The following is a 22,830-nucleotide window of genomic DNA, read 5'->3' on the forward strand; positions in this document are numbered from 1 at the left end:
CGGTTCCCCGCACCGGCCGCGCTGCTCATCCGCCGGGCGGCCCCGCTCTCACCCCCAGCACCGGCTGGCCTCCCACCACCCCCTCGTAGGAGCCGTCCCAGGGCCAGCGCCCGGACTCGTCGGCGTGCACGAACTGCAGGGCCTCGATGCCCTCGCCGTACAGCCGCGCGGACACCAGCAGGTGGGCCCAGGGGCGCGCCACGCGGACGACCTCCAGCAGCGGGCCGCCGGGCACGGTGAAGCGGTGGCCGGGTGCGGGCAGGCAGCTGTGGACCAGGTGTTCGGCCATGTCGTCGAGCAGGCGGCCCGCTTCCAGGACGGCCATGCCCGTCACGACGAGTTCCGGGAGGCCACGCGGGGTCAGGCCGACGGTGTAGGCCCAGGGTGGGTGGGCCCGGTCCCGTTCGATCGCCTGAACGGCCCAGCCCCGCACGTCGATGCAGCGGCGCAGGGTGGCCAGGTGTTCTTCCATGCGGCCGGCGGGGTGGTCGCAGCTCCAGCACATGACGGTCTCCTCGGATCGGTGGTGGATCCAGTGTGCCGAGGAGCACCGACAAGATCGTTTGAGCAGTTCGTTGACAGAAAGTGGACAAACGATCTGTGGGCCGTCTGGATCGTTAACCTGCGACGCACGGAGGATCGTGCATGCGCCAAAGAACGCCTTTCCCGGCGGCCACGCGCCCGCCGTTCCGATCAGACGGAGCACTGGGCGGGACCACAACCGGCTGCGCCGGCCGCCAACCGACCACAAAGGACAGTGCAGGCGCTCGGAGCTGCGGGAACTGATGCACTTCGAACCAGGCACCCCACTCGCGGACGCGGTCAAGGCCGCCAGGTCCGCCGCACTGCGCGGCAACGTCCTCGGCGTCGACCTCGCCTACGCGAGGGCCGCGAAGATCACCCCTGCCGTCGCCCACGACCACTGCGCGACGCTGCTCAACCTCGGTGCCGTCGCGAAGGCCGCACGACGCTGTGACGAGTACCTGAGCACCGGCAACGACACCACGCTGAGGATCCTGCGGGCCCAGATCCGCAGTGCCGCAACGGATCACGTCGCCGCCGAACGGGACGTGCGCGAGCTGCGGAAGCTGAAACTCACCGAACTGGAGCAGGCGAGGCTCGCGAGAGTCGCCGCGCTGGCCGCCGCGGACCGCTACGACTACCCCACCGCGGAAAGCGAGCTCGACGCCGCCGAACGCCACTTCCGCCGTGCCGGCCGGCCAGAGCACCTGGAGCACATCGGCAGGGACCGGCTGCTGCTGGACGTGCGCAGGGGCACCCGCGTCTCGAAGCTCCGCGACCGGACTCCCCGCACGCCGGCCGAGTACCTGCAACGCGCCGCCGCGCTGCGGCGCGAGGTCCGGTACGAGGAAGCGCTGGCGTTGATGACGAGGTGCGCCACCAGCTACCAGATCGAACCCGCGCTGCGGTTCGCCGTCCTGTACGAGCTGACGGTGCTGCTCGTCCTGACCAGGCAGGCGGGCACGGCCCGCAGGCTCTTCCCGCTGCTGGTGGCCGCGGCCGGTCCGGAGGTCATCTCGCGGCTCCCCGACGCCACCCACACCCTCAGGCCGGAACGCCGGCTCACCCACGTGCGCCGCCTGATCGCCCGGGACGAGCTGCTCGAGGCAGAGGGCATGCTGGGCGAGGGGAACTCGCCGCTGTGGCACCTGACCGCCGCCGAGCTCGCCTACGCGCAGGGCCGGCTCGAACAGGCCGCGCGGCACTTCGAGATCGCGAGCCGGGCGGGCCACGCCGAACTCACCGCGCTGGCGTTGCGCAAGCTCGGTGACACGTTCGCCGACGCGGGCCACGAGGACATCGCCGCCCGGCACTGGGCCGAGTCGCACAGCGTCGAGGAGGACCTCGCGGACCACCGGGACAGCCCCAGCGTCAAGCTCCGGATGCTGCGCACGGCCCCCGACGTGCGGGACGGCCGCGTGCGCGCCGCAGCTCGCCGGGCCCGGCGTGACGGCCGCAAAGCGCTGGCGGGCCTGGTGGTCGCCGTCGAGGCGGCCCGAGCCGGACCGGGTCCCACCGGACCGCGCGAGCTCCCGGGTTTCGCCGACCTGCCGGCGGCCAGGCGCTGGCTCGCCGGGACGACGAGGCACCTGCCGAAGGACCAGGTCGTGTGGATGATGCACGCGACGCCGGACCAGCTCCACCACGTGCTCGTCGGCCGCAAGGTCACGCACGTGACGACCTCCGTCCACATCGGCGACCTCACCGACACGATCCGCCGGCTGAAGTCCTGGAAACCCAAGTACGACAAGGCGATCCTCGGCGCGCTGCTCGCCGAGCTGGCGGGCCTGATCGGACTGCGGGACGTCGTCGCGGCCCTGCCTCCCAAGGCCAGCAGGCTCGTCGTCGTGGCGGGCGGCGTCCTCGCGGACGTCCCGCTGGCCGGCCTGCCCGTCCCCGGCACGAACCTCTTCCTCGGCATGACCCACGCGCTGTCCAGCCTGCCGTGCCTGTCCGCGCTGCGCCCCCGGCAACGCAGCGCCCGCAGGCAGAGGGGCGACGAGTCGGCGATCTGCGAGGAGGCCTCGCAGCTGCGGCGGACACTCGGAGAAGGCCGCTCCCAACGCGTCCGCATCGACGCCCAGGCCGCGCACGACCGCATGAACCCCGATCAGTCGTGGCTGCAGTTCGCCGACGAACGGGTGTCCGTGGGAGCGCTGGGAGACATGGACTTCAGCGCGTGCGGCACGGTCGTGCTCGGCGCCTGCGAGTCCGGCGTGGTCCGCGCGGTCACGTCCGCGGGGGCGGGTGCGGTCGTCGCCGCCCGCTGGCAGGCGGAGGAAACAGCCGCACGGCAGGTGCTCGACGCGTTCGGCCGGCACCTGGCGAAGCTCCCCCGAGATCGCGCCCTGCAGCACGCGCTGGTCGAAGTCGCCGATCGGCACCCGGCGGACTGGGCGTGCTGGTCCCTGCACGGCGACGCGGGCTTCCAGACCTCAGCGGGCCCGCTGCGCAGAAGACTCAGGAAGAACGGAGACCCCGTGCCGCTCGAAACCCGTCCCAAGGTGTTCCTGTCGTTCGCCGGAAAGGACCGCGCGCACGCCGAGCAACTCCGTGCCGAACTGGAGTCCCGCAACGTCAGCGCCTACCTTTCCGAGGACGAGATCGCGCCCGGTGACAACGCTGCCACCGCCGTCGACGAGGCACTGGCCACCTCCGACTACCACGTCCTGCTGTGGTCGGCGAACACCCCGCGGCGCGAGCCGGCGGCGGAGTGGACGGCGGCGTTCACCCGCGAGATGACGCGCCGCCGCGCGTTCCTGTTCATCGTGCGGCTGGACGAGGAACCGCTGCCGCCCCTCCTCGCGCCCCGCAAGCACATCGACCTCGTGGACGCCGCGGACCGCCTCGTCGCCACCTGGCGCTCCGACCGCAAGTCGGAGCTCCCCGTGTTCCCGCAACCGGTCCCGCCGAAGCCGGACGGCCCGACCGTCGCGATCTCGGTGCGCAGCCACGACCTCGGCACCACGCACGTCGTGATGACCCCGCTGCACCTCACCGGCGCCTCGTTGTACCGGGCGGTGTTCGACGCGATGCAGCTGCCCACCGAGCAGATCACGTTCGACGGCACGATCGGGATGCGGTTCACCTACGAGCTGTACCAGCAGAACGACCCGATCCCGGACGACGAGTCCGTCGTGGAGCTGGCGTCGGACGTCGTCGACATCGCCGTGCGCGTCGAGTCGTTCGGCGGGCGCGGCTCCCATGGCAACCGGGAGTACCGCCAGGACGACGAGCTGGACGAGGGCTTGGACGTCGACCAACAACGCATGCTGCTGGTCGCCGCCTTCCGCCACCTGCTCCCCTAGGCCCTCCGAACGGGTGAATTCCCTTCCCGCTGTCAGCCTTCGCTGGTTTCAACGCCTGTCACCGGTGAAGGTCGCCCCAGGGCGGTTAACGACACGAGCGGACGCTGAAGGGAAGGCCGTTGAGCGCACCGGATCTGGGCTTCGCGGAGTTCTTCCGCGAGTGCCTGCCCGTGGTCACCAGGACGCTGACGGCTTTGAGCGGCGACACTCGCGCGGTGGAGGACATCGCGCAGGACGCGATGCTGATCGCACAGCACCGATGGAGCGATATCCACACGTACGACAAGCCAGAGGCGTGGGTGCTCAAGGTCGCCCTACGGCTCATGCGGCGCTGGCAGCAGCGGTACGAACGCGAAACGCCGCTGGCCGAGGTGCCCGAGGTCGTTCAACCGGTGCACGACGTGGAAGCGCTGCACGCGGCGTTGCGCGAACTCTCCCCCAGGCACCGCGAGACCGTGGCGCTGCACCACCTGCTCGGCTACTCGGTCAGCGAGATCGCCGCGGTGCTCGTGGTCGGCGAGTCCACCGTGCGCACGCACCTCACCCGCGGCCGCGCCGAGCTGCGGCGGATCCTCGGAGGCAGTGATGAGTGAGCTGCTGGCCCAGTTCGAGCTCGACGACGCCGTCGAGCGGCAGTACCGCCTGGGCGAGGCCGCGGAACGCGCGGGTCGCCTGCGCGAGGCGGCCGTGCACTTCCGGGTCGCCGCCGACCAACGCCTCGGTGATGCCGCCGTACGGCTGGCCCACGTCCTGTTCGCGCTAGGCGAGGAAGCCGAGGCCTTGCAGTGGTGCGCTGCCGCCGTGGCGGACGGTTTCCCCGAGGCCGAGGAGCTGGCCAGGGAGAACTCCCAGGCACGGCAACGGTTCCTGGAGCACGCCGCCCGGATCACGGTCGGCGCGCCCACGTTCGACTGGCTGCCGCCCGCGATGCCGTCCCGCCGCATCTCCGCCGACGCGATCACAGCACGCACCCGGGCGTTGCGGACGCTGGACCAGCGTTACGGCGGCATCGCCTGCCACAGCTCGGTTCTGGAGCACCTCGCCGCCGTCGAACCGATGATCGTCGTCGACGACACCACGTGGACCGCCGTCGCCGAGGTCCACGAACTGGCGGGCTGGACGGCGTTCGACAGCGGCCGGCCCGGCACGGCCCTGCCGCACTTCGCGAAGGCGCTGACGCTGGCACGGCAGGCGGAGAACGAGGCGCTCATCGCCTCCGTGCTGACCCGCGCGGGCCGGATGTTCCTGCACCACAACGCACCCGACGACGCGCTGAAGGCGTTCCAGCTCGGTTTCGTGGCGGCGCACAACGCCTGGGCCGACCGGCGTGCGTTGAACGATCCCGCGCAGGCCATTGCCTCCCTGACCACGAGGGTGGGCACATATGGCGAAGGCCGGGCTCGCACCCTGACGTTGACGGCACTGGCTCGCAACCACCTCGCTCTGGGCGATCTCCCCGCAGCGATCGAGTTCGCGGAGAAAGCCGTGGAGTCGGCCAGGAACCTCCGTTCGGCACGCGCGGAGGACCACCTGCGCTGGCTCGACCAGGAAGCCCGTGCGGCAGGCGCATTCCTGCTGGCAGAGCAGATCTCAGTCCGTTTCGCGCGTTCTGGATGACGCTTTCACTGATACGGGCCGCTACACGCGTGCGCGCACACGAGTAAGTTCTGCGGCATGTCCGAGCCTTTCTCCTGGGTGCCCGCAGGAATCAACACGGACGTGCCCAGCGCGGCACGGGTCTACGACTTCCTGCTGGGAGGTGGCCACAACTTCGCGTCGGACCGCATGGTCGGCGACAAAGTGCTGCAGATCCTGCGCGAAGGCCGTGCGATCGCCGCGTCGAACCGCTCGTTCATGCGCCGCGCCGTCCTGCTGATGATGGAACAGGGCATCACGCAGTTCCTCGACCTCGGCTCAGGCATCCCCACGGTCGGCAACGTCCACGAGATCGTGCAACAGAGGAACCCCGACGCACGAGTCGTGTACGTGGACTACGACGAGGTGGCGGTCTCGCACAGCCAGCTCATCCTGGAGGGCAACGACAACGCGGGCGTCGTGCAGGCGGACATGTGCCGCCCGGACGACGTCCTGTCCGACCCGGTCGTGAAGGACCTGATCGACTTCTCCAGGCCCGTCGGCCTGCTGATGATCGCCGTGCTGCACTTCGTCTCGGACGACAAGGGCCCCGCCGAGGTCGTCGCCCGCTACCGCGACGCCGTGCCCGAGGGCAGCCTCATCGCTTTGTCGCACCTCACCGCCGACTTCAAGCCGGACGAGATGGGCGCCGTCGTCGAGGCGATGAAGCACAGCCGCGACCCGATGTACTTCCGTGCGCGCACGGAGTTCGAGCCCATGTTCGCCGGCATGGAGGTCCTCCAGCCGGGCGTCGTCCCGGCGCCGAACTGGCACCCGGAACTCGGCCCGGCCGGAGAAGGCGGCCCGGAGGACGTCTACGTGGGCATCGGCCGCAAGCTCTAGCGGAACTTCCACGCCTGGGCTGCGGAACCGTTGCAGCTCCAGATGTTCAGGCGCGTACCGGGAGTGGCCGACGCACCGGGGTCGTCCAGGCACAGCCCCGACTGCGGGTTCTGCACGGAGCCGTCCGCCCGCACGCGCCACTGCTGCGCGCCCGTGCCGTTGCACTCCCACAGCCGAACGCTCGTGCCGTTGGTGGTGCCGCCGTTGTCGATGTCGAGGCACCTGCCGGCGATGGCGATGGTGCCGTCGGCGACGACCCGCCACTTCTGCGCGTAGGTGTTGTTGCAGGTCCAGATCTGGACCGGGTTGCCGTTGGCGGTGCCGCCCCTGTCGTTGTCCAGGCAGAGGGCCGGGGCGGCCGCCAGTTCGACGGATCCGGCGCCGGACGGGTGGCGTTCCGCCGGGAGTGACGGCGTGTTGAGGTGGTAGAAGTCGACGGCCAGGTAGTTCGGGGTCTTGCGGGCCGCGGGTTCGCAGAAGCGCTGGGCACGGTTGACGAGCTTCGAGTTGTCCGTGGCGACGGTGCCCTGCATCGGGACGTCGCGGAAGTGGTTCATCACGAACAGCGGGCGGAAGCCGGTTTCCGTTGCGGTGAGCGGCTTGTCGCCCCAGCGGGAGTAGCAGGACCAGTCCGAGGCGCCGGTGCCGGAGCCCATCGACCAGTAGTTCTCGACCGTCCAGTCCTTCTGGTAGAGGACACCGGAGTTCTCACGACCGTCGCGGCCGTGGTCGGTGAAGATGAGCAGGCGCTTGCCGGACGCCCTCATCTGCGACAACGTCGGCCAGCCGTTCTCCCGGACGCCCTCGGCGCGGAACAGCACGTCGTTGAGGCCCTGCACGCGGGCGAGCTCGTTGCGCAGGACGTCGGCGGAGACGTAGTCCTCGAGGAACACCGTGACGATCTCGGTGGGGCGTGACTTCAGGAAGTCGACGATGCGCTGGATGTCGACGTTCAACGCCACCGGCCTGATGACGGCCGTGCAGCTGTTGTGGCAGAGGATCGCGCCGTCGGGGGTCTGGTGGATGTCGAGCATGAAGCCGCGGACGCCGTCGTTGAGCTGCTGCACGATGCCGCGGGACTGGTTCGGGGCGATGTTGGCGAACATGAAGCCGCCGTCGACGCCGTTCGCGTAGGCGTTGTGGGAGGTCAGGAACGTCATCTCGTCCAGGCGCGGGTCGGCCGGGGTCTGGACGCGGACCGGGGTGACCGGGGTCAGGAACCACGTGTCGTTGCCGGTGCCGACACGGATCTGGTCGGTGCCGGACGCGATCAGGTAGCGGTCGGCTCCGGGATCCTTGAAGCGGTATCTGTCCTGGTCGTCGAGGAGCCCGACCCACCGGGCCTCGGCGCTGGTGCAGCTGACCACCTGGACGGCGTCGCCGGCGCGGCCGAGGCACTGGCCGCCTTCGGAGAGGGTGCTGCCGTTCCAGGAGAACTGCTGGCGGTCCTCGTTGCCCTTGGGGCGGTGCTGGACGACGGATGAGCCGGAGACGGCGGCGTTCTGGCCGGTCACGGCACTTTGCAGGTAGTAGTTGCCGTTGGGAGCGGCGGCTGCGTCCACGGGGACGAGCAGCAGCGACAACAGCGCGAGTGCAGGGATGATGCGCATGAGGTGAAGGCTCGACCATGGACGTGAACATGAAAAGGCTTCACTTCGAAATCCATCCAAACCGAGACATCTGTGGCCCAGGACACAAAAAGCCGATGCAGCGGATCGAGGGGCGAAGGGGGTTTCCCACACCGCAAACGACCGAGGACGAGAAGGGGGCGGCGTGGGGTTCGACCAGTTCGTGACTGATCGACTGGACCGGCTGCTGGGGTACGCCACAGCCATCACCTGCGACAAACACCTGGCGCAGGACATCGTGCAGAACGTGCTCATGCGCGCGCAGGGCAAGTGGGAACGCATCGGGGCGATGGACGCGCCCTACCTCTACGTGAAGCGCATGGTGACCAACGACTACCTGTCGTGGCGGCACCGCAGGGCCGCGCGGGAGATCGCCGTGGAACGCAGCGAGCTCGCGAAGCACGTGCCGTCCATGGCCGATCCAGCTGACGCGCACGCCGAACGCGAGGCCATGCGCGCACGGATCGCCATCCTGCCGCGCAAGCAACGTGCCGCGCTGGTGCTGCGGTTCTACGAGGACTGCAGCGACGCGGAGATCGCACAAGTGCTCGGCTGCGCGGAATCGACTGTGCGCAGCCAACTCTCTCGCGCACTGCAAACGCTGCGCACTCACGAACTCGCCCGGTCCGCCACCCTGGGGGTGCACTCATGAACGAACTGATCCGTCAGGCCATCAACGCTGAGGCCGAGGAGCGCGTCGACTCCCGGACCGTGCTGGCCAACCTGCACAAGGCCAAGAAGCGCAAGCCGCTCGGGCTGATCGTCGGGGTCGCCACGCTGACCGCGGCTGCCGCGGCCGCCGCCGTGATCATCCCGACGGCGATCAAGAAGACCGAGGCGGCGCCACCGGCGGCGCAGGCCACGCAGGAAGCACAGAACGTGCTCCTCATCGGTCTCGACGACTACGACCACACCGACGCGCTGATGCTCGCGCGGTTCCGGGCAGACGGGGCGGCCATGATCGTGTCGCTGCCACGCGACATCCTCGTGGACGGCCAGAAGATCAACAGCCTGTTCGCCCAGGACCCCGGGAAGCTGACCGCGGCCGTCGAGAAGACGACGGGGACGAAGGTCGACCACTACGCCGCCGTGAAGATGTCCGCGTTCGGCCAGGTCTCGCAGCTCCTCGGTGGGGTCGAGGTGTGCCTGAAAGCGCCGTCGAACGACCCGATCACCAAGGTGAGCTTCCCGGCCGGCAGGCAGGTGCTCCAGGGTGACCAGGCGCTCGCCTTCCTGCGCCAGCGCCACGGCCTGGAGAACGGCGACCTCGACCGGGCCAGGCGGCAGCAGATGTTCCTCGTCGGGCTGGCCTCGCAGATCACGAAGGACAAGGCGCTCGCGCTCGCCCGCGGGGTCAGTGGATCGATCAGCGTGGACGACGGCTGGGACGTGCTGGGGTTCGCGCAGCGGTTCACGGGTCCCGTGGGGATCAGCGTGACGACGTTGCCGGTCGACGCGCCCGTCGAGCGGGAGACCGGGTTCGGGTACGAGGTCGACCCCGCCAAGGCCAGGTCGTTCGTCGCCAAGGCCCTCGACGAGGGCGACCACTCCGGCGAAGGCGGGTGCGTCCGTTGACGATCACTCGGATGGAGCATCAAGTCGCTCTTCTGCGCAGCCGATGATCGGCACGTAGCGCACGGAACGGCCGCTACGATCAATTCGTGCGCGAACCGCTTGAACGTGACTCCGAGATCGCGCACATTCGTGAAGCTCTGGACGCAGCCACCCGTGGTGAGGGTCGCGTCGTCGTCATCGAGGGCCGTGCGGGCATCGGCAAGACCAGGCTCGTGCAGGAGTGCCGCGAGCTGGCCAAGGAGCGCGGGTTCGGGCGGCTGCAGGCCGTCGGCGACGCCATGGAGAGCGCGATGGCGTGGGGCGTCGTCCGGCAGATGGTCGAGCGGTCCGTGTCGCGGTACTCCGGTGAGCTGCGCGAGAAGATCCTCGCCGGGCCGTCCGGGGCGGCGCTGAAGGCCCTGGACGACGCCGAGCTCGACCCGAGCCAGGCCGAGCTCGCCCGCACGCTGCACTCGCTGTGGTGGGTCGCGGTGGACCTCTCGTCCACCCGGCCGCTGCTGATCACGGTGGACGACGCGCACTGGGCGGACCACTCGTCGCTGCAGTTCCTCGTCTACCTGTCGCGCCGCATCGCGGACCTGCCGATCGCGCTGGTCGTCGCGACCAGACCGCCGGCGGACAACTTCGGCCCGCTGGCGCAGCTCAGCGTGTCCGCCGACCGCCTGCTGCCGCGTCCGCTCACCACGGACGCGCTCAGCGCGCTCGTCGGCGGGCACCCCGAAGTGATCACCGCACTGCACGCGGCCAGCGGCGGGAACCCGTTCCTGTCCGGCGTCCTGGTCGACGAGCTCGCGGCGCTCGGGCTGCCGCTGGACGACGCCGCGACGGCAGGCAAGGTCGGCACGCTCGGCCCCAGCACCGTCTTCCGCGCCACGCTCGGACGCCTGCCGGCACCGGCGGTCGAGCTCGCGGGCGCGGTCGCCGTGCTCGGCACGCACGCCGATCCCTGGCAGGCCGCGGAACTGGCGGAGGTCACCGACCTGCCGGCCGCGGTCGAGGCGTTGACGGCGGCGAACGTCCTGGTCACCGGTGAGCATCTGGAGTTCGTGCATCCCGTTGTGCGCGAGGCGGTGCTGACCGGTCTCGGGCCGATCGCGCGTGCCTCGCTGCACGCGCGCGCCGCGAAGTCGTTGCAGGAGTCGCACGCGTCGGCTGACCGGGTGGCCGCACACCTCGTGCACGCTCCCAAAGGGACGTTGCCGAACGCCGCGGACGTGCTGAGGAAGGCCGCGGCGACGTTGCTCTCGGCGGGTGACCCGCGCTCTGCCGCGGGACATCTGACACGAGCGGTGGACGAGCGGCCCACCGACGCCGGACTGCGCGCGGAGCTCGGGCGCGCGTTGCTGCGGCTCGGCGACGCGGTCAACGCGCACCGGCACCTGAAGGCGGCGGCGCAAGGGCTTCCGGACGCGGAACTCGTGGCGGCCGCGGCCTCGGCGACGGCCGCGCTGGAAGGCCCCGCCGCGGCGATCGCGGAACTCACCGAGGCCATCGCGGCCCGCCCGGACGGCGAGTCGCGCCTGCACCTGGAGGCACGGCTGGCGGTGTTCCGCTCGTTCCTCCCCGACCAGCGCCAGATCGCGTCCGCGCACCTCAGCGGCTACTCCGGTCTCGCGGGCGGCACCCCGGACGAACGCACGTTGCTCGGGCTCCTCGCCCAGATGGGCCGCTACGAGGTGTGGCCGCACGACGAGGTCGCCGCGACCGCGACGCGTGCGCTCGCGAACGGTGCGTACCTGGACGACGCGACGGGCAGCACGGACGCGATGGTCGCGTGGCTGGTGGCGTTGCTCGCACTGATGGCGGCGGACGGTGTGGACACCGCACGGCACGAGATCGAGCGGGCCAGGCTGAAGGTGCGGGCCCACGGGTCGCCGATCGAGTTCGCGATGGTGGCGAACGCGTCGCTGTTCCTGGACTGGCGCTGCGGCAACATGCGGGCCGTCGAGGCAGAGGCCGAGGGCGCGCTGGCCGCCGTCGCGCACGAGGACCCGGTGTCCGAGGTGATCAGCCTGCGCGCGACCTCGACGCACTTCGCGGTCTACGCGGCGCTCGAACGAGGCGACGTTGCAGCGGCGTCCGCGTTCATCGGCGCGTTCGACGGCGCCCACGCCGATGCCCGGCTGACCATGCCGATGATCTGGTTGCACGAGGTGCGCGCGTTGATCGCACTGGCCGAGGGCGACGCACGGCGCGCGATGGCCGAGGCGTACCGCCAGCGCGACGCGATGCACCAGGTGCACGTCGACCCGCCCACTGTTCCTTGGCGCGGACCGGCCACCCGCGCGGCGTTGCTGCTGGGCCAGCAGGAACTGGCGCTGGAACTGGCCGCCGAACAACTCGAGGTGGCCCGCAAGTGGGGCGCTGCCACGGAGGTCGGCGCCGCTCTGCGGTTGCTCTCGAACGCCGACGCGGACTCGCGGCTGGAGCTGCTGACCGAGTCCGTGACCGTGCTGGAGGACTCGCCTTCACGCCTGGAGCTCGCCCGCTCCCTGGTCGACCTGGGCGAGGCGCTGCGGGTGGCCCGGCGCCGGACGGACGCGCGCGAGCCGTTGCACAGGGCGATCGAACTGGCGGGCGACTGCGGTTCGACGGTCCTGCAGACCCGCGCGGTCGAGGCACTGGAAGCCCTCGGTGACCGGCCACGACGGCAGGTCGTGCTGGGGGCGGAGGCGCTGACGGCGTCCGAACGCCGGGTGGCCGACCTGGCGGCGGCGGGCCGGGCGAACAGGGAGATCGCGCAGGAGCTGTTCGTGACGCCCAAGACCGTCGAGAACCACCTCGGCCGGATCTACACGAAGCTCGGAATCGCAGGTCGCAAGGATCTTTCACGAGTCCTCGCCTGAGACGGAGCGACGTGGGGGTGTCCCTGATACACCCATCTTTCCGGCTGGAGGGTTGAGGGTTCTCCCCTCATGCCCTTGGGGGTCCGCCTCGGCGAATCTTGTGTCACCGCAGGGGAACACAAGATCTCAAAGGGGAAACCGAAATGATCCGCAACGCTCTGATCGCCGCCGCCGCTCTGACCGCCGTCGTCGCTCCCGCCACCGCGGTGGCCGACCCGATCATCGGCACGCCGCCCCCGTGCGTCGGCGCCTCCGACCTGGCGGGCGCGGACTTCAACGTCAAGAAGTGCGGTGTCAGCGACGTGGATCAGCACCGCGCCGGATTCGAGAACAACGGCGGCGCGTACTGCGGACCCGCGTCCCTCTACAACGTCCTGCACTACTGGGGCCATCAGAAGGACGCCCCGGTCGGCTGGCTGACCACCAAGGTCGGCAACCTCGACCCGAAGGACCCTGCCGACTTCGGCGTCATCACCAACTCCATCGGGCGCATCGGCGTCGACGCGAAGTACACCAGCGACGGCACCAACCTCACCAACCTGCGCAAGGCCTGGGACATCGCCACCAAGCCCGCCCGCGACGCCGGCTGGACCACGTCCACGGGCGTGGTGAGCACCAACGACCACCCGGACTTCGCCGGTGACCTTGCGAAGAAGCTCAACGAGGGCCCGCTGCAGCTCGTGTACGGCCGTTACGGGGCCGGCCCCGCGACGGGTTCGTTGCAGCGCGGCGGTGGCCACATCGTCACCGTCGTGTCCGCGACCGGCTCGTTCGGCGGCAGCACGATGAAGCTGAAGCTGGCCGACCCGGGCCGTGCGGCCGACAGCGGCCAGGGCAACTACCTCTACACCCAGTCCGCCTACGAGTCGCTCGACGTCACTCTGACCAAGCGGACCTTCAAGGAGTACGTCCCGGTCAAGGACGACGAGAACACCCGCGAGGACGAGTCGCTGGAGCCGGGCACCTACCGCTGGGTGACGCGCTGGGAGCTCGACGGCCCGCGCTACGTCAGCGAGACCAACCGTCACATGGTCGAGGGCTTCAACTGGTTCGACATGGCCAAGTAGTCGCCGGTTTCCGGGGCCGCATCCCTTCAGGGGTGCGGCCCCTTCGCCATAGCCTGGTCCCATGCACAGCCGCGATCGGGAACGCACCCGCCGCCGGTTGCTGGACGCCGCGTTCGTCGAGTTCGCCGCCCACGGGATCGCCGGGGCGCGGATGGAACGCATCGCCCGCATCGCCCGGTGCTCCGCGGGCCTCGCCTACAACTACTACGGCGGCAAGGACGAGCTGTTCGACGCCGTGCAGTCGGAGGTGGCGGGCGCGGCCATGGTGGAGTTCGACGCCCGCGACCTGCCGGGGTACGCGGCCCGGTTGTACGACCTGCAGCACCGGCATCCGGAGTTCGCGCGGCTCGCGACCTGGCAGCGGCTGGAACGGCGCGGGTCGGTCAGCCGGGTGGCCGAGGTCGAGGCGATCCGGTCCGCGCAGGAGTCCGGGGTGGTGTCGACGCGGTTCTCGGCGGAGCACGTGTTGCAGCTGGTGCTGGCGGTGGCGTCGATGTGGTCCAACGGCACCGGCTCGGGTCATCTGGAGCGGCGGCGGTCCGTCGAGGAGGCGGTGCGGCGGCTGGTGGAGCCGTAGGCCGGAGTCTGATCTCCGAGGCACCCGCGCGCATGCGGTTAACCTGGACCTATGCGTGTTCTCGTGGTCTCCGCTCCCCTCCTGGGTCACGTCTTCCCGTTGATGCCGCTGGCCCTGGCGTTGCGCGAGACGGGTCACGAGGTCGTGGTCGCGACGGGCGGTGAGGCGCTGCGGGTCCGCGACTCCGGTCTGCGGGTCGAGGACGTCGTGCCGGCCGGTGTCCGGTTCGGACCGATGGCGCTGCGCATCATGCTCAGGCATCCGCTGGTGGCGAAGAGGGAGATGCGGGGCAGTGGCCGGCTCGACTTCGTGTCGCGGTTGTTCGGCAGGGTCGGCGACGCGATGACCGAGCCGTTGCGGGCGTTCGCTCGCGGGTGGCGGCCGGACGTGGTGGTGCACGAACCGCTTGCCGCCGCCGGGTCGGCGCTGGGGGTGCCGTCGGTCGTCCACGACGTGTCGTTGTTCGACGGGCTGGTGCTGACGGACGCGGTCGGTGCGCGGATGAAGGCCGAAGTGCGTTCTCCCGCAACGGTTCTGCGCACCGCGCCGCCTTCGCTCGCGGAGTTCCCCGGTGGGGAGCGGATGCGGTTCGTGCCGTACAGCGGCGACGGTGAGGTGCCGCAGTGGCTCGCTGAGCCGTCCGGCACGCCGCGCATCCTGGTCAGCCGCAGCACCGCGCCCGGTCCTGGTGCCGGGCGGATGATGGCGGCCGTGGTCAGGGTCGCCGGGCAGGTGGACGCCGAGTTCGTGCTGGTCCGGCCCGACCGCACCGACGGCCTGCCGGGCAACGTCCGGACGGTCGGGTGGGTGCCGATGCCGCGGGTGCTGCCGTTCTGCGATGGGATCGTGCACCACGGCGGGGCGGGCACGTTGCTCGGCTCGCTCGCGGCCGGGGTGCCCCAGCTGGTCGAGCCCGGGCCCGGCGACCGGACCGTGCACGCGACGGCCATCACCGGGCGAGGGGCCGGGTTGCGGGCCGAGCCGAGTGAGGTCACGGCGGCGCTGCTCACCCAGTTGATCGAGGACTCGAAGCTGCAGCGGGCCGCCGGCGAGGTGCGCGCGGAGATGGCGGCGATGCCTTCACCCCACGAGGTGGCGCAACGGTGGGAAAGTCTCCCCATTCAATAGAACAACACCTAATCTGGCCGGGTGCGCATTCTCTTCTCGAGCTTAGGCTCGCACGGACACGTTTACCCGATACTTCCGCTCGCGATCGCCGCGCGAGCGCAAGGACATGACGTTCTGTACGCCGTCGACTCAGGATTCCACGCGACCGTGGAAAAGCTCGGGTTCACGGTGGTCGACGCGGGCATCAGCATCTGGGACGCGTTCCGCCAGGCGAACGCGCTGCACGGCACGGCCGAGTTCCGCCGGGACATGCTGCGGCAGACCGCGGTGGACGCCTTCGGGTCCGTGCTGCCCAGGGCCTTCGTGAACGATCTGGAACCCGTGCTCGAGCGGGACAAACCCGACCTGGTCGTCTTCGAGCTCATCAACCCCGGCGCGGGCCTCGCCGCCCTGCGCGCCGGGATTCCGGCCGTCTGCCACGGATTCGGCAAGATGGACGAGAACCTCATTCCGGAGGCGATGAGCAACCTCCTCCTGGAGTACGTCGCCGAGCTCGGTATCACCTTGCCGAATGGGCACCATTACGGACTCGGATCGACTTATCTCGACGTCTTCCCGCCTTCTTTGCAGGATCTTGACCACCTCGCCAGCGTGGATCGAATTCCGATGCGCCCGGTTCCGTTCGCCGAGCCGGGCGATTTGCCCGATTGGGTGGTCGAGCACGAAAGGCCGCTGGTCTACCTGACGTTCGGCACCGCGTTCTCGAACCCGGACGTGCTGCGCACCGCGATCACCGGGCTGTCCGGCGTCGACGCCGAGGTGCTGGTCGCGACCGGTCCGCAGGTCGACCCGTCCGTGCTGACCGACGTGCCGGCCAACGTGCACGTGCTCCCGTGGGTGCCCCAGGCGGATCTGCTCGCGCACGCAGATCTCGTCGTGCACCACGGCGGCGCCGGCACCACGGTCGCCGCGATGACGCGCGGCCTGCCGCAGCTCGTGCTGCCGCAGGGCGCCGACCAGTTCCGCAATGCCGAGATCGTCACGGACACCGGTCTGGGCGCCCAGCTCGTGGGCGAGGACTTCACGGCGGACGCGGTGCAGGAGGTGGCGAAGAAGTTGTTGCAGGACAACGACGTCCGAGCCGCGAACGCCGGTATCGCGGCGGAGATCGCCGCCATGCCGTCCCCGGACGACGTGGTGCCGAAGCTGGTCGAGCTGGCCGGCTGAAGACGTGCGGACCCGGTGCCTACTCGCTGGGCACCGGTTTCAACGCGGAGACCGCCTCCTCGACGGAGTCGTACAGCGAAAGGACGTCGGCGACACCCGTGACCTGGAGCGGCCTGCGGACGGCGCGCTGCGGGGCGACGATGTGGAGCTTCTTGCCGTTCTCCTCGGCCAGCTCGTGGGCCGAGATCAACGTCGAGATGCCGGTGGAGCCGAAGAAGCTGACCAGCGTGAGATCGGCGATCAGAGCGGGACCCGCGGAGACGAACCCGAGGCGCACGGCGTCCAGGACGTCGTCGGCGGTGTCGACGTCGATCTCACCTTCGACCGCGATGACCACCAGCCCGGCCACCTCGGCGGCACGCACTGTCAGCAGCGGTGATTCCTTGAACTGTTCTTCGTTCACCAGCACTCCCCGGTGGCCGAAGCGCATGAGACTCTGACTCCGAGCACGCTGCTGAACCCGGCTACATCCCCGACGTTACGGCCGTTGCTTCCCCACCACAACCTACCCGCCCGCCAACCTCCGGACGGCGGCGACCAGTTCGGTGTTGCGCACCCCCTTGGCCAGGTAGTCGGTGACGCCTGCTCGGCGCATCTCGTCGACGGCGCCCGCGTCGCTGTACGCGGAGAACGCCAGTATCCGCGTTCCGGGCGCACGCTGCAGGATCTCGGCTGCCGCGTGCGAACCACCCCCGAACGGCATCCGCACGTCGAGCACGACCACCGCCGGCGAGTGCCGTCCGGCCAGCTCGACGGCCTCGCGGGCGTCCGCGGCGACCGCCACCACCTCGAGGTCCGGCTCGTCGTCGAGCACGTCGCGCAGGACGTCCCTGATCAGGGGATCGTCGTCGGCGATGAGCACCCGGACGATCATGACCGCACGTCCGGGAGCCAGAACTCGACGACGGTGCCGCCGCTCTCCTGACCGAGCACGGTGCACCAGCCGCCGGCGGACTCCGCCCGTTCCCGCATCTCGATCAGCCCGAAGTGGCCCGCGTCCGGGTCGAGGTCGGGCAGCCCGACGCCGTCGTCCGCCACCCGGACGAGGAAGCCGTGGTCCACCGTGGACAGGTCGAGCAGGACGGATGAGGCACGCGCGTGCTTGCGGACGTTGGTGAGCGCCTCCTGGCAGATGCGGAAGATCGTGATGGCCGCGTCGGCCCCCGGCTCCCGTTCGAGCGAGTAGCGGATCTGAGCCGCCGTGGAGGTGTCAGCGAGGTACGCGGCCAGCGAGTCCCGCAGCCCGTGGCGCTCGATGCCGGGCGGGCGGACGCGGAACACCAGGTTGCGCAGCCTGCTGATGGAGGCGCGGACCGCGGCGTCGAGCTGGTCCACGGTCGCCCGGTGCTCGGCGGGCAGCTTCCCGGCGAGCAGCTGCAGTCGCATGTCGACCGCGACCATGGCCTGGATCGTGTCGTCGTGCACGTCCCACGCGATGCGCTGCCGTTCCCGTTCCTGCGCCTCGACGAGGTGGGCGAGCAGCCGGCGCCGGTCGGTGAGCTGCTGCTCGGCACGCCGCCGTTCGGTCATGTCGCGGGTGACCTTGCCGAACCCGCGCAGCTCACCGCTGTCGTCGTAGAGGGCGGTGATGATCACGTTCGCCCAGAACCGGGTGCCGTCGCTGCGCACCCGCCAGCCCTCGTCCTCGATGGCGCCCTCGGCCCTCGCGGTTCGCAGCTCCCACTCGGGCTTGCCGGACCGGACGTCCTCCGGCGGGTAGAACACCGAGAAGTGCCGCCCGATGATCTCCTCGGCGGCGTAGCCCTTGATGCGCGCGGCTCCGGCGTTCCAGCTCACGATGTGACCGCCGGGGTCGAGCGCGAAGATCGCGTAGTCGCGGACGCCCTGCACGAGCAGCCGGAAGAGGTCGTTGTCGCGCGAGGCGTCCGGGTGCACGGGCTCATCATCGCTGCTACGCCGTCAGCTCACACCAGACGACTTTCCGGCCGGCGCGTTCGGTGACGCCCCAGCTCTCACCGAGGACGGCGACGAGCTGGAGCCCCCTGCTGGGTGCAGGTGGTTCGGCGTGGGCCGCGTCGTCCACCACCTCGACCAGCACCTGCTCCTCGCCGCCGAAGATGTGCACGACGGGGTGGCCGCTGCCGTGGCAGACCGCGTTGGTCGTGAGCTCGTTCACGACCAGGACGACGTCCTCGTGGTGGCCGCGGTAGCCACACCTCTGTGCCGCCCGGCGGGCGAAGTCGCGGGCGAGCGCCACGCCACCGCGCCGGTCGTTCTCCGGCAGGGAGAACACGGCTTGGTTGAGCGAACTCGTGGCCACGGACTCACACTGCACCTGCGGCGGCGTTTCGCGCAGACGCAACCACCCCAGTCCGTCTGGTGCGTCTGCATCAGTCGAGCAGGCCCTCGCGGCGGGCGATGGACACCGCTTCGAGCTTCGAGCTCGCGCCGAGCTTGTCGAGCACGTGCTGCACGTGGTTGCGCGCGGTGTTGCGGGCGACACCGAGCCGCGTCGAGATCTGGTCGGTGCCGGCACCGTCCGCGAGCAGCGCCAACGTCTCCCGCTCGCGCGCGGTGAGCGTGGCGCCGGTGACGCCGACGCGGCCGGTCAGCCGGTCGAGGACACCCGCGAGCAGCTTCGGGTCGAACACGACCTCGCCCGCCGCGACCCTGCGGACGGCCTCGACCAGCTCGTCCAGCCTCGCCGACTTGAGGATCAGACCCGCACCGCCGGCCTCGGCGACGCGTGCGGCGACCGATGCCGTGGCCTCCCCGGTCAACACCAGCACCCTGGCTCCGAGCCCGACGAACTCACCGATCAGCGATGTGCCGTCGCCGTCCGGCAGCCTGCGGTCGAGCAGGACGACGTCGGGCTCGCCGCGGCTCGCCTCAGCGAGTGCGGCCGCGACGGTGGACGCGCGGGCGATGACCTCGATCCCCGCGCGTTCCAGGGCCAGGCCGATCGCCTCGGCGACCATGTCGTGGTCCTCCACGAGAACCACTCGGGTCATGCGGATCAGCCTACGGCGTAACGGAAGTTCCGCGACCTTCCGACCACGAACGGCCGGACCTGGTCGAACACCTCTTCGTGCTGCTCCTCGACGCCCAGCCGCGGGGAGATGAGCTTGATCAGGTGGGTGGCTCCGGCGCCCAGGGCACCGCCGAGCGGCAGCACTCCGAGGAAGATCTCGGCGCTGGAGTCCGCGGCCGTCTCCCGGGCTCGCTGGAGGGCTTCCAGCGGCAGGCCCTTCACCAGGACGTTGTCGCCCTGGTAGGCGTGCGGGGGCAGCGGCCTGCCGGCGGCCTCGGAGAACGGCTTGACGCTGAACTCCTCCTTCACCGCAGGCGCGACGCGGAGATGGCCGACGTCGAACGGCTCGGTGCTCGCGAAGGTGATGCGCACGACGTCGCCGAGGGTGGTGAGCGCCGGCGTGACGTGGTCCGGCAGGTCCCAGCCGTGGAACGCCTCGAAGACCGCTTCCGCGTGCCGGGCCTCGAAGAACATCTCGCCCGCGTGGACCTCGGTGACGGGCAGGAGCTCGAACTCCAGCGCGGTGACGACGTCGCCGACCTTCTCGGTCCTGCGGACGCGGTCGCTCGCGAGACCGAACTCCCGCGCCAGCACGCTGTACCCACCGCCGAGCGTGTAGCCGACGACGCCGACGTCACTGGCGTCGCCGCTGAGCGGGGCCAGGCCGTGTTCGGCCGCCTTCTCGACCACCTGCTGCCACACGGCGCCCGCTTCGGCCCTCGCGGTGCAGGTCACGGGGTCGATCCGGACGTCGTTCATGCGCCTGGTGGAGATCAGGACGCCGGTGGTCGCCGTGGTGAGGCCGTGGCCGGTGGCCTGGACCGCGTACTCGTGGCCGTGGGTCTCGGCGTACCGAAGGGCTTCTTCGACGTCCTGTGCGTTCTCCACGGCGAAGACCACCTGCGGCTCGTGGCGCAGTCCGGTCTGGAAACCACTGCGTTCCTCGTCGTAACCGGTGTCTCCGGGGTAGAAGATCTGCATGTCATCAGGGTGTCTGGCCTGCATCTATATGTCCAAGATCTAGTTGTGCTGCTCTCTATAATCATTGGTTATGGAGCTTCGCCAGCTGGAGTACTTCGTCGCGGTCGCGGAATCGGGCTCGTTCACGCGGGCGGCGGAACGGGTCCACGTCGCCCAGCCGGGGGTCAGCGCGCAGATCCGGCGGCTGGAACGCGAACTCGGGCACGCCCTGCTGGACCGGTCGGGCCGCACGGTCACGCTGACCGACGTGGGTGCGGCGGTGCTGCCGCTCGTCAGGGCCGCGCTGGGGTCGGTGGAGTCGGCGCGGCGGACCGTGGAGGAGATGGCCGGGCTGGTGCGCGGGGCCGTGCGCGCCGGGATGGTCGTGTCGTGCGGGATCATGGACCTCCCCGAGCTGCTGTCGGAGTTCCACTCGTCCTACCCGGCCGTCGAGATCACGTTGTCGGAGGGCAACTCCGACGAGCTGATCTCGTCCCTTGTGGATGGACGACTGGACTTCGCACTGGTCGGGTACGCGGGTGCGGAGCCGGAGGGGCTGTCCGTCCGGGTGCTGGCCGACGAGCCGCTCGTGGCCGCGGTCGCGGCCTCGGATCCCTGGTACGGCAGGGAGTCCGTCCCGCTGGACGAACTGCAGGAGCGCGGGTTGATCAGCCTGCCGCCGGGGACGGGGTTGCGCGGGGCGCTGGACGCCGCCTGCGGTGCGCGCCGGCCGCGGATCGCGTTCGAGGCGTCGGCGCCACCGATGGTGATCACGCTGGCGCAGCGAGGGCTCGGACCGGCGATCCTGGCGGCGTCGATGGTCTCCGGCCTGCACGCCGTGCGGATCACCGATCCTTCACCGCACAGCAGGCTCGCCTTCGCGTGGCGCACGGAGGGGCCGCACAGCCCCGCCGCACGGGCGTTGATCGGACTCGCGGAAAACCACGTGACAACGATCTAGCGGCCCTGTCACGATCACCGCATGTTCCTGACGGCTGAGCACAACACGTTCGCAGGTGTTCCTGCGGACGCGCTCGCCGTTGTCCTGGCACAGCTGGCCGGCGCCCGACTCTGACCCTTCTCCAGTCCATCCTTCAGGACCACTGGAGGAGGGTGGTAGCGGTCCATCGGTTCTGAACCTCCAGCTGTGACTCCTGAGGGACATAGGGCAATGAAGCAAGAGTTCGTGCGTGCCAAGCCGCACCTCAACATCGGCACCATGGGGCACGTCGACCACGGCAAGACCACGCTGACCGCGGCCATCACCAAGGTTCTGTCCGAAATGGACCCTTCGGGCACCACCTTCACGGCGTTCGACCGGATCGACCGGGCGCCCGAGGAGCTGGCCCGCGGCATCACGATCAACATCGCGCACGTCGAGTACGAGACGCCCACGCGTCACTACGCGCACGTCGACATGCCCGGCCACGCCGACTACGTGAAGAACATGATCACGGGGGCGGCGCAGCTGGACGGCGCGATCCTCGTGGTGTCCGCGGAGGACGGCACGATGCCGCAGACGCGCGAACACGTGGTGCTGGCGCACCGCGTGGGCGTGCCGTACGTGGTGGTGGCGCTGAACAAGGCCGACGCGGTGAGCGACCCGGAGCTGCTCGACCTGGTGGAGCTGGAGATCCGCGACCTGCTCTCGCAGTACGGCTTCGACGGCGACGCCACCCCGGTCGTGCGGGTCTCCGGCCTGCGCGCACTGCAGGGCGACCCGGAGTGGGTGCGGTCGGTGGTGTCGCTGCTCGACGCCGTCGACACGCACGTGCCGGTACCGGAGCGGGATCTGAGCGGCGCGTTCCTGATGCCGATCGAGAACGTCCTGACCATCACCGGCCGCGGCACCGTCGTGACCGGCGCGGTCGAGCGCGGCGTGCTCGGCCTCGGCGACGCGGTCGAGGTGCTCGGCCTGGGCGACTCCGTGACGTCCGTGGCCACCGGCATCGAGACGTTCGGCAAGCCCATGCAGCAGGCCCAGGCGGGAGACAACGCCGCGATCCTGCTGCGCGGGGTGAAGCGCGGCGACGTCCGGCGCGGCCAGGTCCTGGCCCTGCCGGGCAGCGTCGCACCGCACACCCGGTTCCGCGCGTCCGTGTACCTGCTCTCGCACGCCGAGGGCGGCAGGCACACGGGGATCGCGTCGAACTACCGCCCGCAGTTCCACTTCCGCACCGGCGACGTCGTCGGCGTGGTGGAGCTCGACAGGACGCTGGCCCTGCCAGGTGACACCGTCGAGGTCACGGTGGAGCTGGGCAAGGCGGTGGCGATGGACACCGGGCTGGGCTTCGCGATTCGCGAGGGCGGCAAGACCGTGGGTGCCGGCACGGTCGGCGAGATCCTCGCCTAGAGGCGGTGGCGACGGCCCGCGAAGGTGGTCGCGCTGCCTTGGAAAGCGCGGTGGGACAGCAGTCCCGCCGCGCTTTCGTCGTCACCCGGACCTGTCGCTCACCGAATGCGGAAGGTAGGAGCCCGGTGTCATCAACGGCTGACCCAGCGCAGCCTGACGCTCGTTGTGGTCGGCGTGGCCCGCGAAGAACTGGCCGACCATCGCCGCGAGGAACAACCGCCGAAGACGA

21 protein-coding genes are annotated in these 22,830 nt (G+C 70.3%); 13 read left to right on the top strand and 8 right to left on the bottom strand.

The window, feature by feature from the left end; translation table 11 throughout:
• Positions 1 to 25: 25 nt before the first annotated feature.
• Positions 26 to 505 (bottom strand): DUF4262 domain-containing protein, encoded by a 480-nt coding sequence (locus tag DFR72_RS07895; protein ID WP_090066789.1) that lies wholly within the window; start codon positions 503 to 505, stop codon positions 26 to 28.
• 280 nt (positions 506 to 785) lie between these two features.
• Between DFR72_RS07895 and DFR72_RS07900 the strand changes: the two genes are divergently transcribed.
• From DFR72_RS07900 to DFR72_RS07915, 4 genes are all read left to right on the top strand, one after another.
• Positions 786 to 3,830 (top strand): TIR domain-containing protein, encoded by a 3,045-nt coding sequence (locus DFR72_RS07900; protein ID WP_114773634.1) that lies wholly within the window; start codon positions 786 to 788, stop codon positions 3,828 to 3,830.
• Positions 3,831 to 3,949: 119 nt separating this feature from the next.
• A complete protein-coding gene (locus DFR72_RS07905; protein WP_170176172.1) occupies positions 3,950 to 4,423 on the top strand; it encodes an RNA polymerase sigma factor in 474 nt (157 codons plus the stop codon).
• Positions 4,416 to 5,447 (top strand): NsdA family TPR-like regulatory protein, encoded by a 1,032-nt coding sequence (locus DFR72_RS07910; RefSeq protein WP_090066683.1) that lies wholly within the window; start codon positions 4,416 to 4,418, stop codon positions 5,445 to 5,447. Before DFR72_RS07905 ends, DFR72_RS07910 begins: the two co-directional genes overlap by 8 nt.
• Before the next feature lie 57 nt (positions 5,448 to 5,504).
• Positions 5,505 to 6,308 (top strand): SAM-dependent methyltransferase, encoded by an 804-nt coding sequence (locus DFR72_RS07915; RefSeq protein ID WP_090066684.1) that lies wholly within the window; start codon positions 5,505 to 5,507, stop codon positions 6,306 to 6,308.
• Here DFR72_RS07915 and DFR72_RS07920 read toward each other — a convergent pair.
• Positions 6,305 to 7,918 carry a PI-PLC domain-containing protein gene (locus DFR72_RS07920; protein WP_090066685.1) on the bottom strand — a complete coding sequence of 538 codons (1,614 nt, stop codon included), beginning with the start codon at positions 7,916 to 7,918 and terminating at the stop codon, positions 6,305 to 6,307. The two genes, DFR72_RS07915 and DFR72_RS07920, sit on opposite strands and share 4 nt — an antisense overlap.
• Before the next feature lie 181 nt (positions 7,919 to 8,099).
• Between DFR72_RS07920 and DFR72_RS07925 the strand changes: the two genes are divergently transcribed.
• The 7 genes from DFR72_RS07925 (at position 8,100) to DFR72_RS07955 (ending at position 16,296) form a co-directional block, all read left to right on the top strand.
• Positions 8,100 to 8,588 carry a sigma-70 family RNA polymerase sigma factor gene (locus DFR72_RS07925; protein WP_245982639.1) on the top strand — a complete coding sequence of 163 codons (489 nt, stop codon included), beginning with the start codon at positions 8,100 to 8,102 and terminating at the stop codon, positions 8,586 to 8,588.
• The gene (locus DFR72_RS07930) at positions 8,585 to 9,511 is read left to right on the top strand and encodes an LCP family protein (protein ID WP_090066687.1); all 927 of its coding nucleotides are present in this window, start codon (positions 8,585 to 8,587) and stop codon (positions 9,509 to 9,511) included. The genes DFR72_RS07925 and DFR72_RS07930 overlap by 4 nt, the downstream gene beginning before the upstream one ends.
• A gap of 86 nt (positions 9,512 to 9,597) precedes the next feature.
• On the top strand, positions 9,598 to 12,357 hold the full coding sequence (locus DFR72_RS07935; protein WP_090066688.1) for a helix-turn-helix transcriptional regulator: 2,760 nt from the start codon (positions 9,598 to 9,600) through the stop codon (positions 12,355 to 12,357).
• Between the two features lie 143 nt (positions 12,358 to 12,500).
• Positions 12,501 to 13,424 (top strand): hypothetical protein, encoded by a 924-nt coding sequence (locus tag DFR72_RS07940; RefSeq protein WP_090066689.1) that lies wholly within the window; start codon positions 12,501 to 12,503, stop codon positions 13,422 to 13,424.
• Positions 13,425 to 13,485: 61 nt separating this feature from the next.
• On the top strand, positions 13,486 to 14,001 hold the full coding sequence (locus DFR72_RS07945; protein WP_090066690.1) for a TetR/AcrR family transcriptional regulator: 516 nt from the start codon (positions 13,486 to 13,488) through the stop codon (positions 13,999 to 14,001).
• 51 nt (positions 14,002 to 14,052) lie between these two features.
• Positions 14,053 to 15,129: a nucleotide disphospho-sugar-binding domain-containing protein gene (locus tag DFR72_RS07950; RefSeq protein WP_090066691.1), complete on the top strand. Its 1,077-nt coding sequence runs from the start codon at positions 14,053 to 14,055 to the stop codon at positions 15,127 to 15,129.
• 21 nt (positions 15,130 to 15,150) lie between these two features.
• Positions 15,151 to 16,296, top strand: a complete 1,146-nt coding sequence (locus DFR72_RS07955) for a glycosyltransferase (RefSeq protein WP_090066692.1) — start codon at positions 15,151 to 15,153, stop codon at positions 16,294 to 16,296.
• A gap of 19 nt (positions 16,297 to 16,315) precedes the next feature.
• Here DFR72_RS07955 and DFR72_RS07960 read toward each other — a convergent pair whose 3' ends face one another.
• The 6 genes from DFR72_RS07960 to DFR72_RS07985 form a co-directional block, all read right to left on the bottom strand.
• Positions 16,316 to 16,699, bottom strand: a complete 384-nt coding sequence (locus DFR72_RS07960) for an STAS domain-containing protein (protein WP_170176173.1) — start codon at positions 16,697 to 16,699, stop codon at positions 16,316 to 16,318.
• Positions 16,700 to 16,801: 102 nt separating this feature from the next.
• Complete coding sequence (locus DFR72_RS07965) at positions 16,802 to 17,170, bottom strand: response regulator (RefSeq protein ID WP_090066694.1); 369 nt, start codon at positions 17,168 to 17,170, stop codon at positions 16,802 to 16,804.
• Entirely contained in the window at positions 17,167 to 18,192 is a 1,026-nt protein-coding gene (locus DFR72_RS07970) for a PAS domain-containing sensor histidine kinase (RefSeq protein WP_090066695.1), read from the bottom strand. Before DFR72_RS07970 ends, DFR72_RS07965 begins: the two co-directional genes overlap by 4 nt.
• 16 nt (positions 18,193 to 18,208) lie before the next feature.
• The gene (locus DFR72_RS07975) at positions 18,209 to 18,577 is read right to left on the bottom strand and encodes an ATP-binding protein (RefSeq protein WP_090066696.1); all 369 of its coding nucleotides are present in this window, start codon (positions 18,575 to 18,577) and stop codon (positions 18,209 to 18,211) included.
• Positions 18,578 to 18,647: 70 nt separating this feature from the next.
• Complete coding sequence (locus tag DFR72_RS07980) at positions 18,648 to 19,268, bottom strand: response regulator transcription factor (RefSeq protein ID WP_090066697.1); 621 nt, start codon at positions 19,266 to 19,268, stop codon at positions 18,648 to 18,650.
• Between the two features lie 5 nt (positions 19,269 to 19,273).
• Positions 19,274 to 20,269 (bottom strand): FAD-binding oxidoreductase, encoded by a 996-nt coding sequence (locus DFR72_RS07985; protein ID WP_170176174.1) that lies wholly within the window; start codon positions 20,267 to 20,269, stop codon positions 19,274 to 19,276.
• A gap of 70 nt (positions 20,270 to 20,339) precedes the next feature.
• Here DFR72_RS07985 and DFR72_RS07990 point away from each other — a divergent pair, with 70 nt between their 5' ends.
• Positions 20,340 to 21,209 carry a LysR family transcriptional regulator gene (locus DFR72_RS07990; protein ID WP_090066699.1) on the top strand — a complete coding sequence of 290 codons (870 nt, stop codon included), beginning with the start codon at positions 20,340 to 20,342 and terminating at the stop codon, positions 21,207 to 21,209.
• Positions 21,210 to 21,419: 210 nt separating this feature from the next.
• Positions 21,420 to 22,601: an elongation factor Tu gene (gene tuf, locus DFR72_RS07995; protein ID WP_090066700.1), complete on the top strand. Its 1,182-nt coding sequence runs from the start codon at positions 21,420 to 21,422 to the stop codon at positions 22,599 to 22,601.
• The last annotated feature ends 229 nt before the right edge of the window (positions 22,602 to 22,830 follow it).

Origin of the sequence: Lentzea flaviverrucosa (assembly GCF_003350445.1) — a bacterium.
GTDB classification, from domain to species: domain Bacteria; phylum Actinomycetota; class Actinomycetes; order Mycobacteriales; family Pseudonocardiaceae; genus Lentzea; species Lentzea californiensis.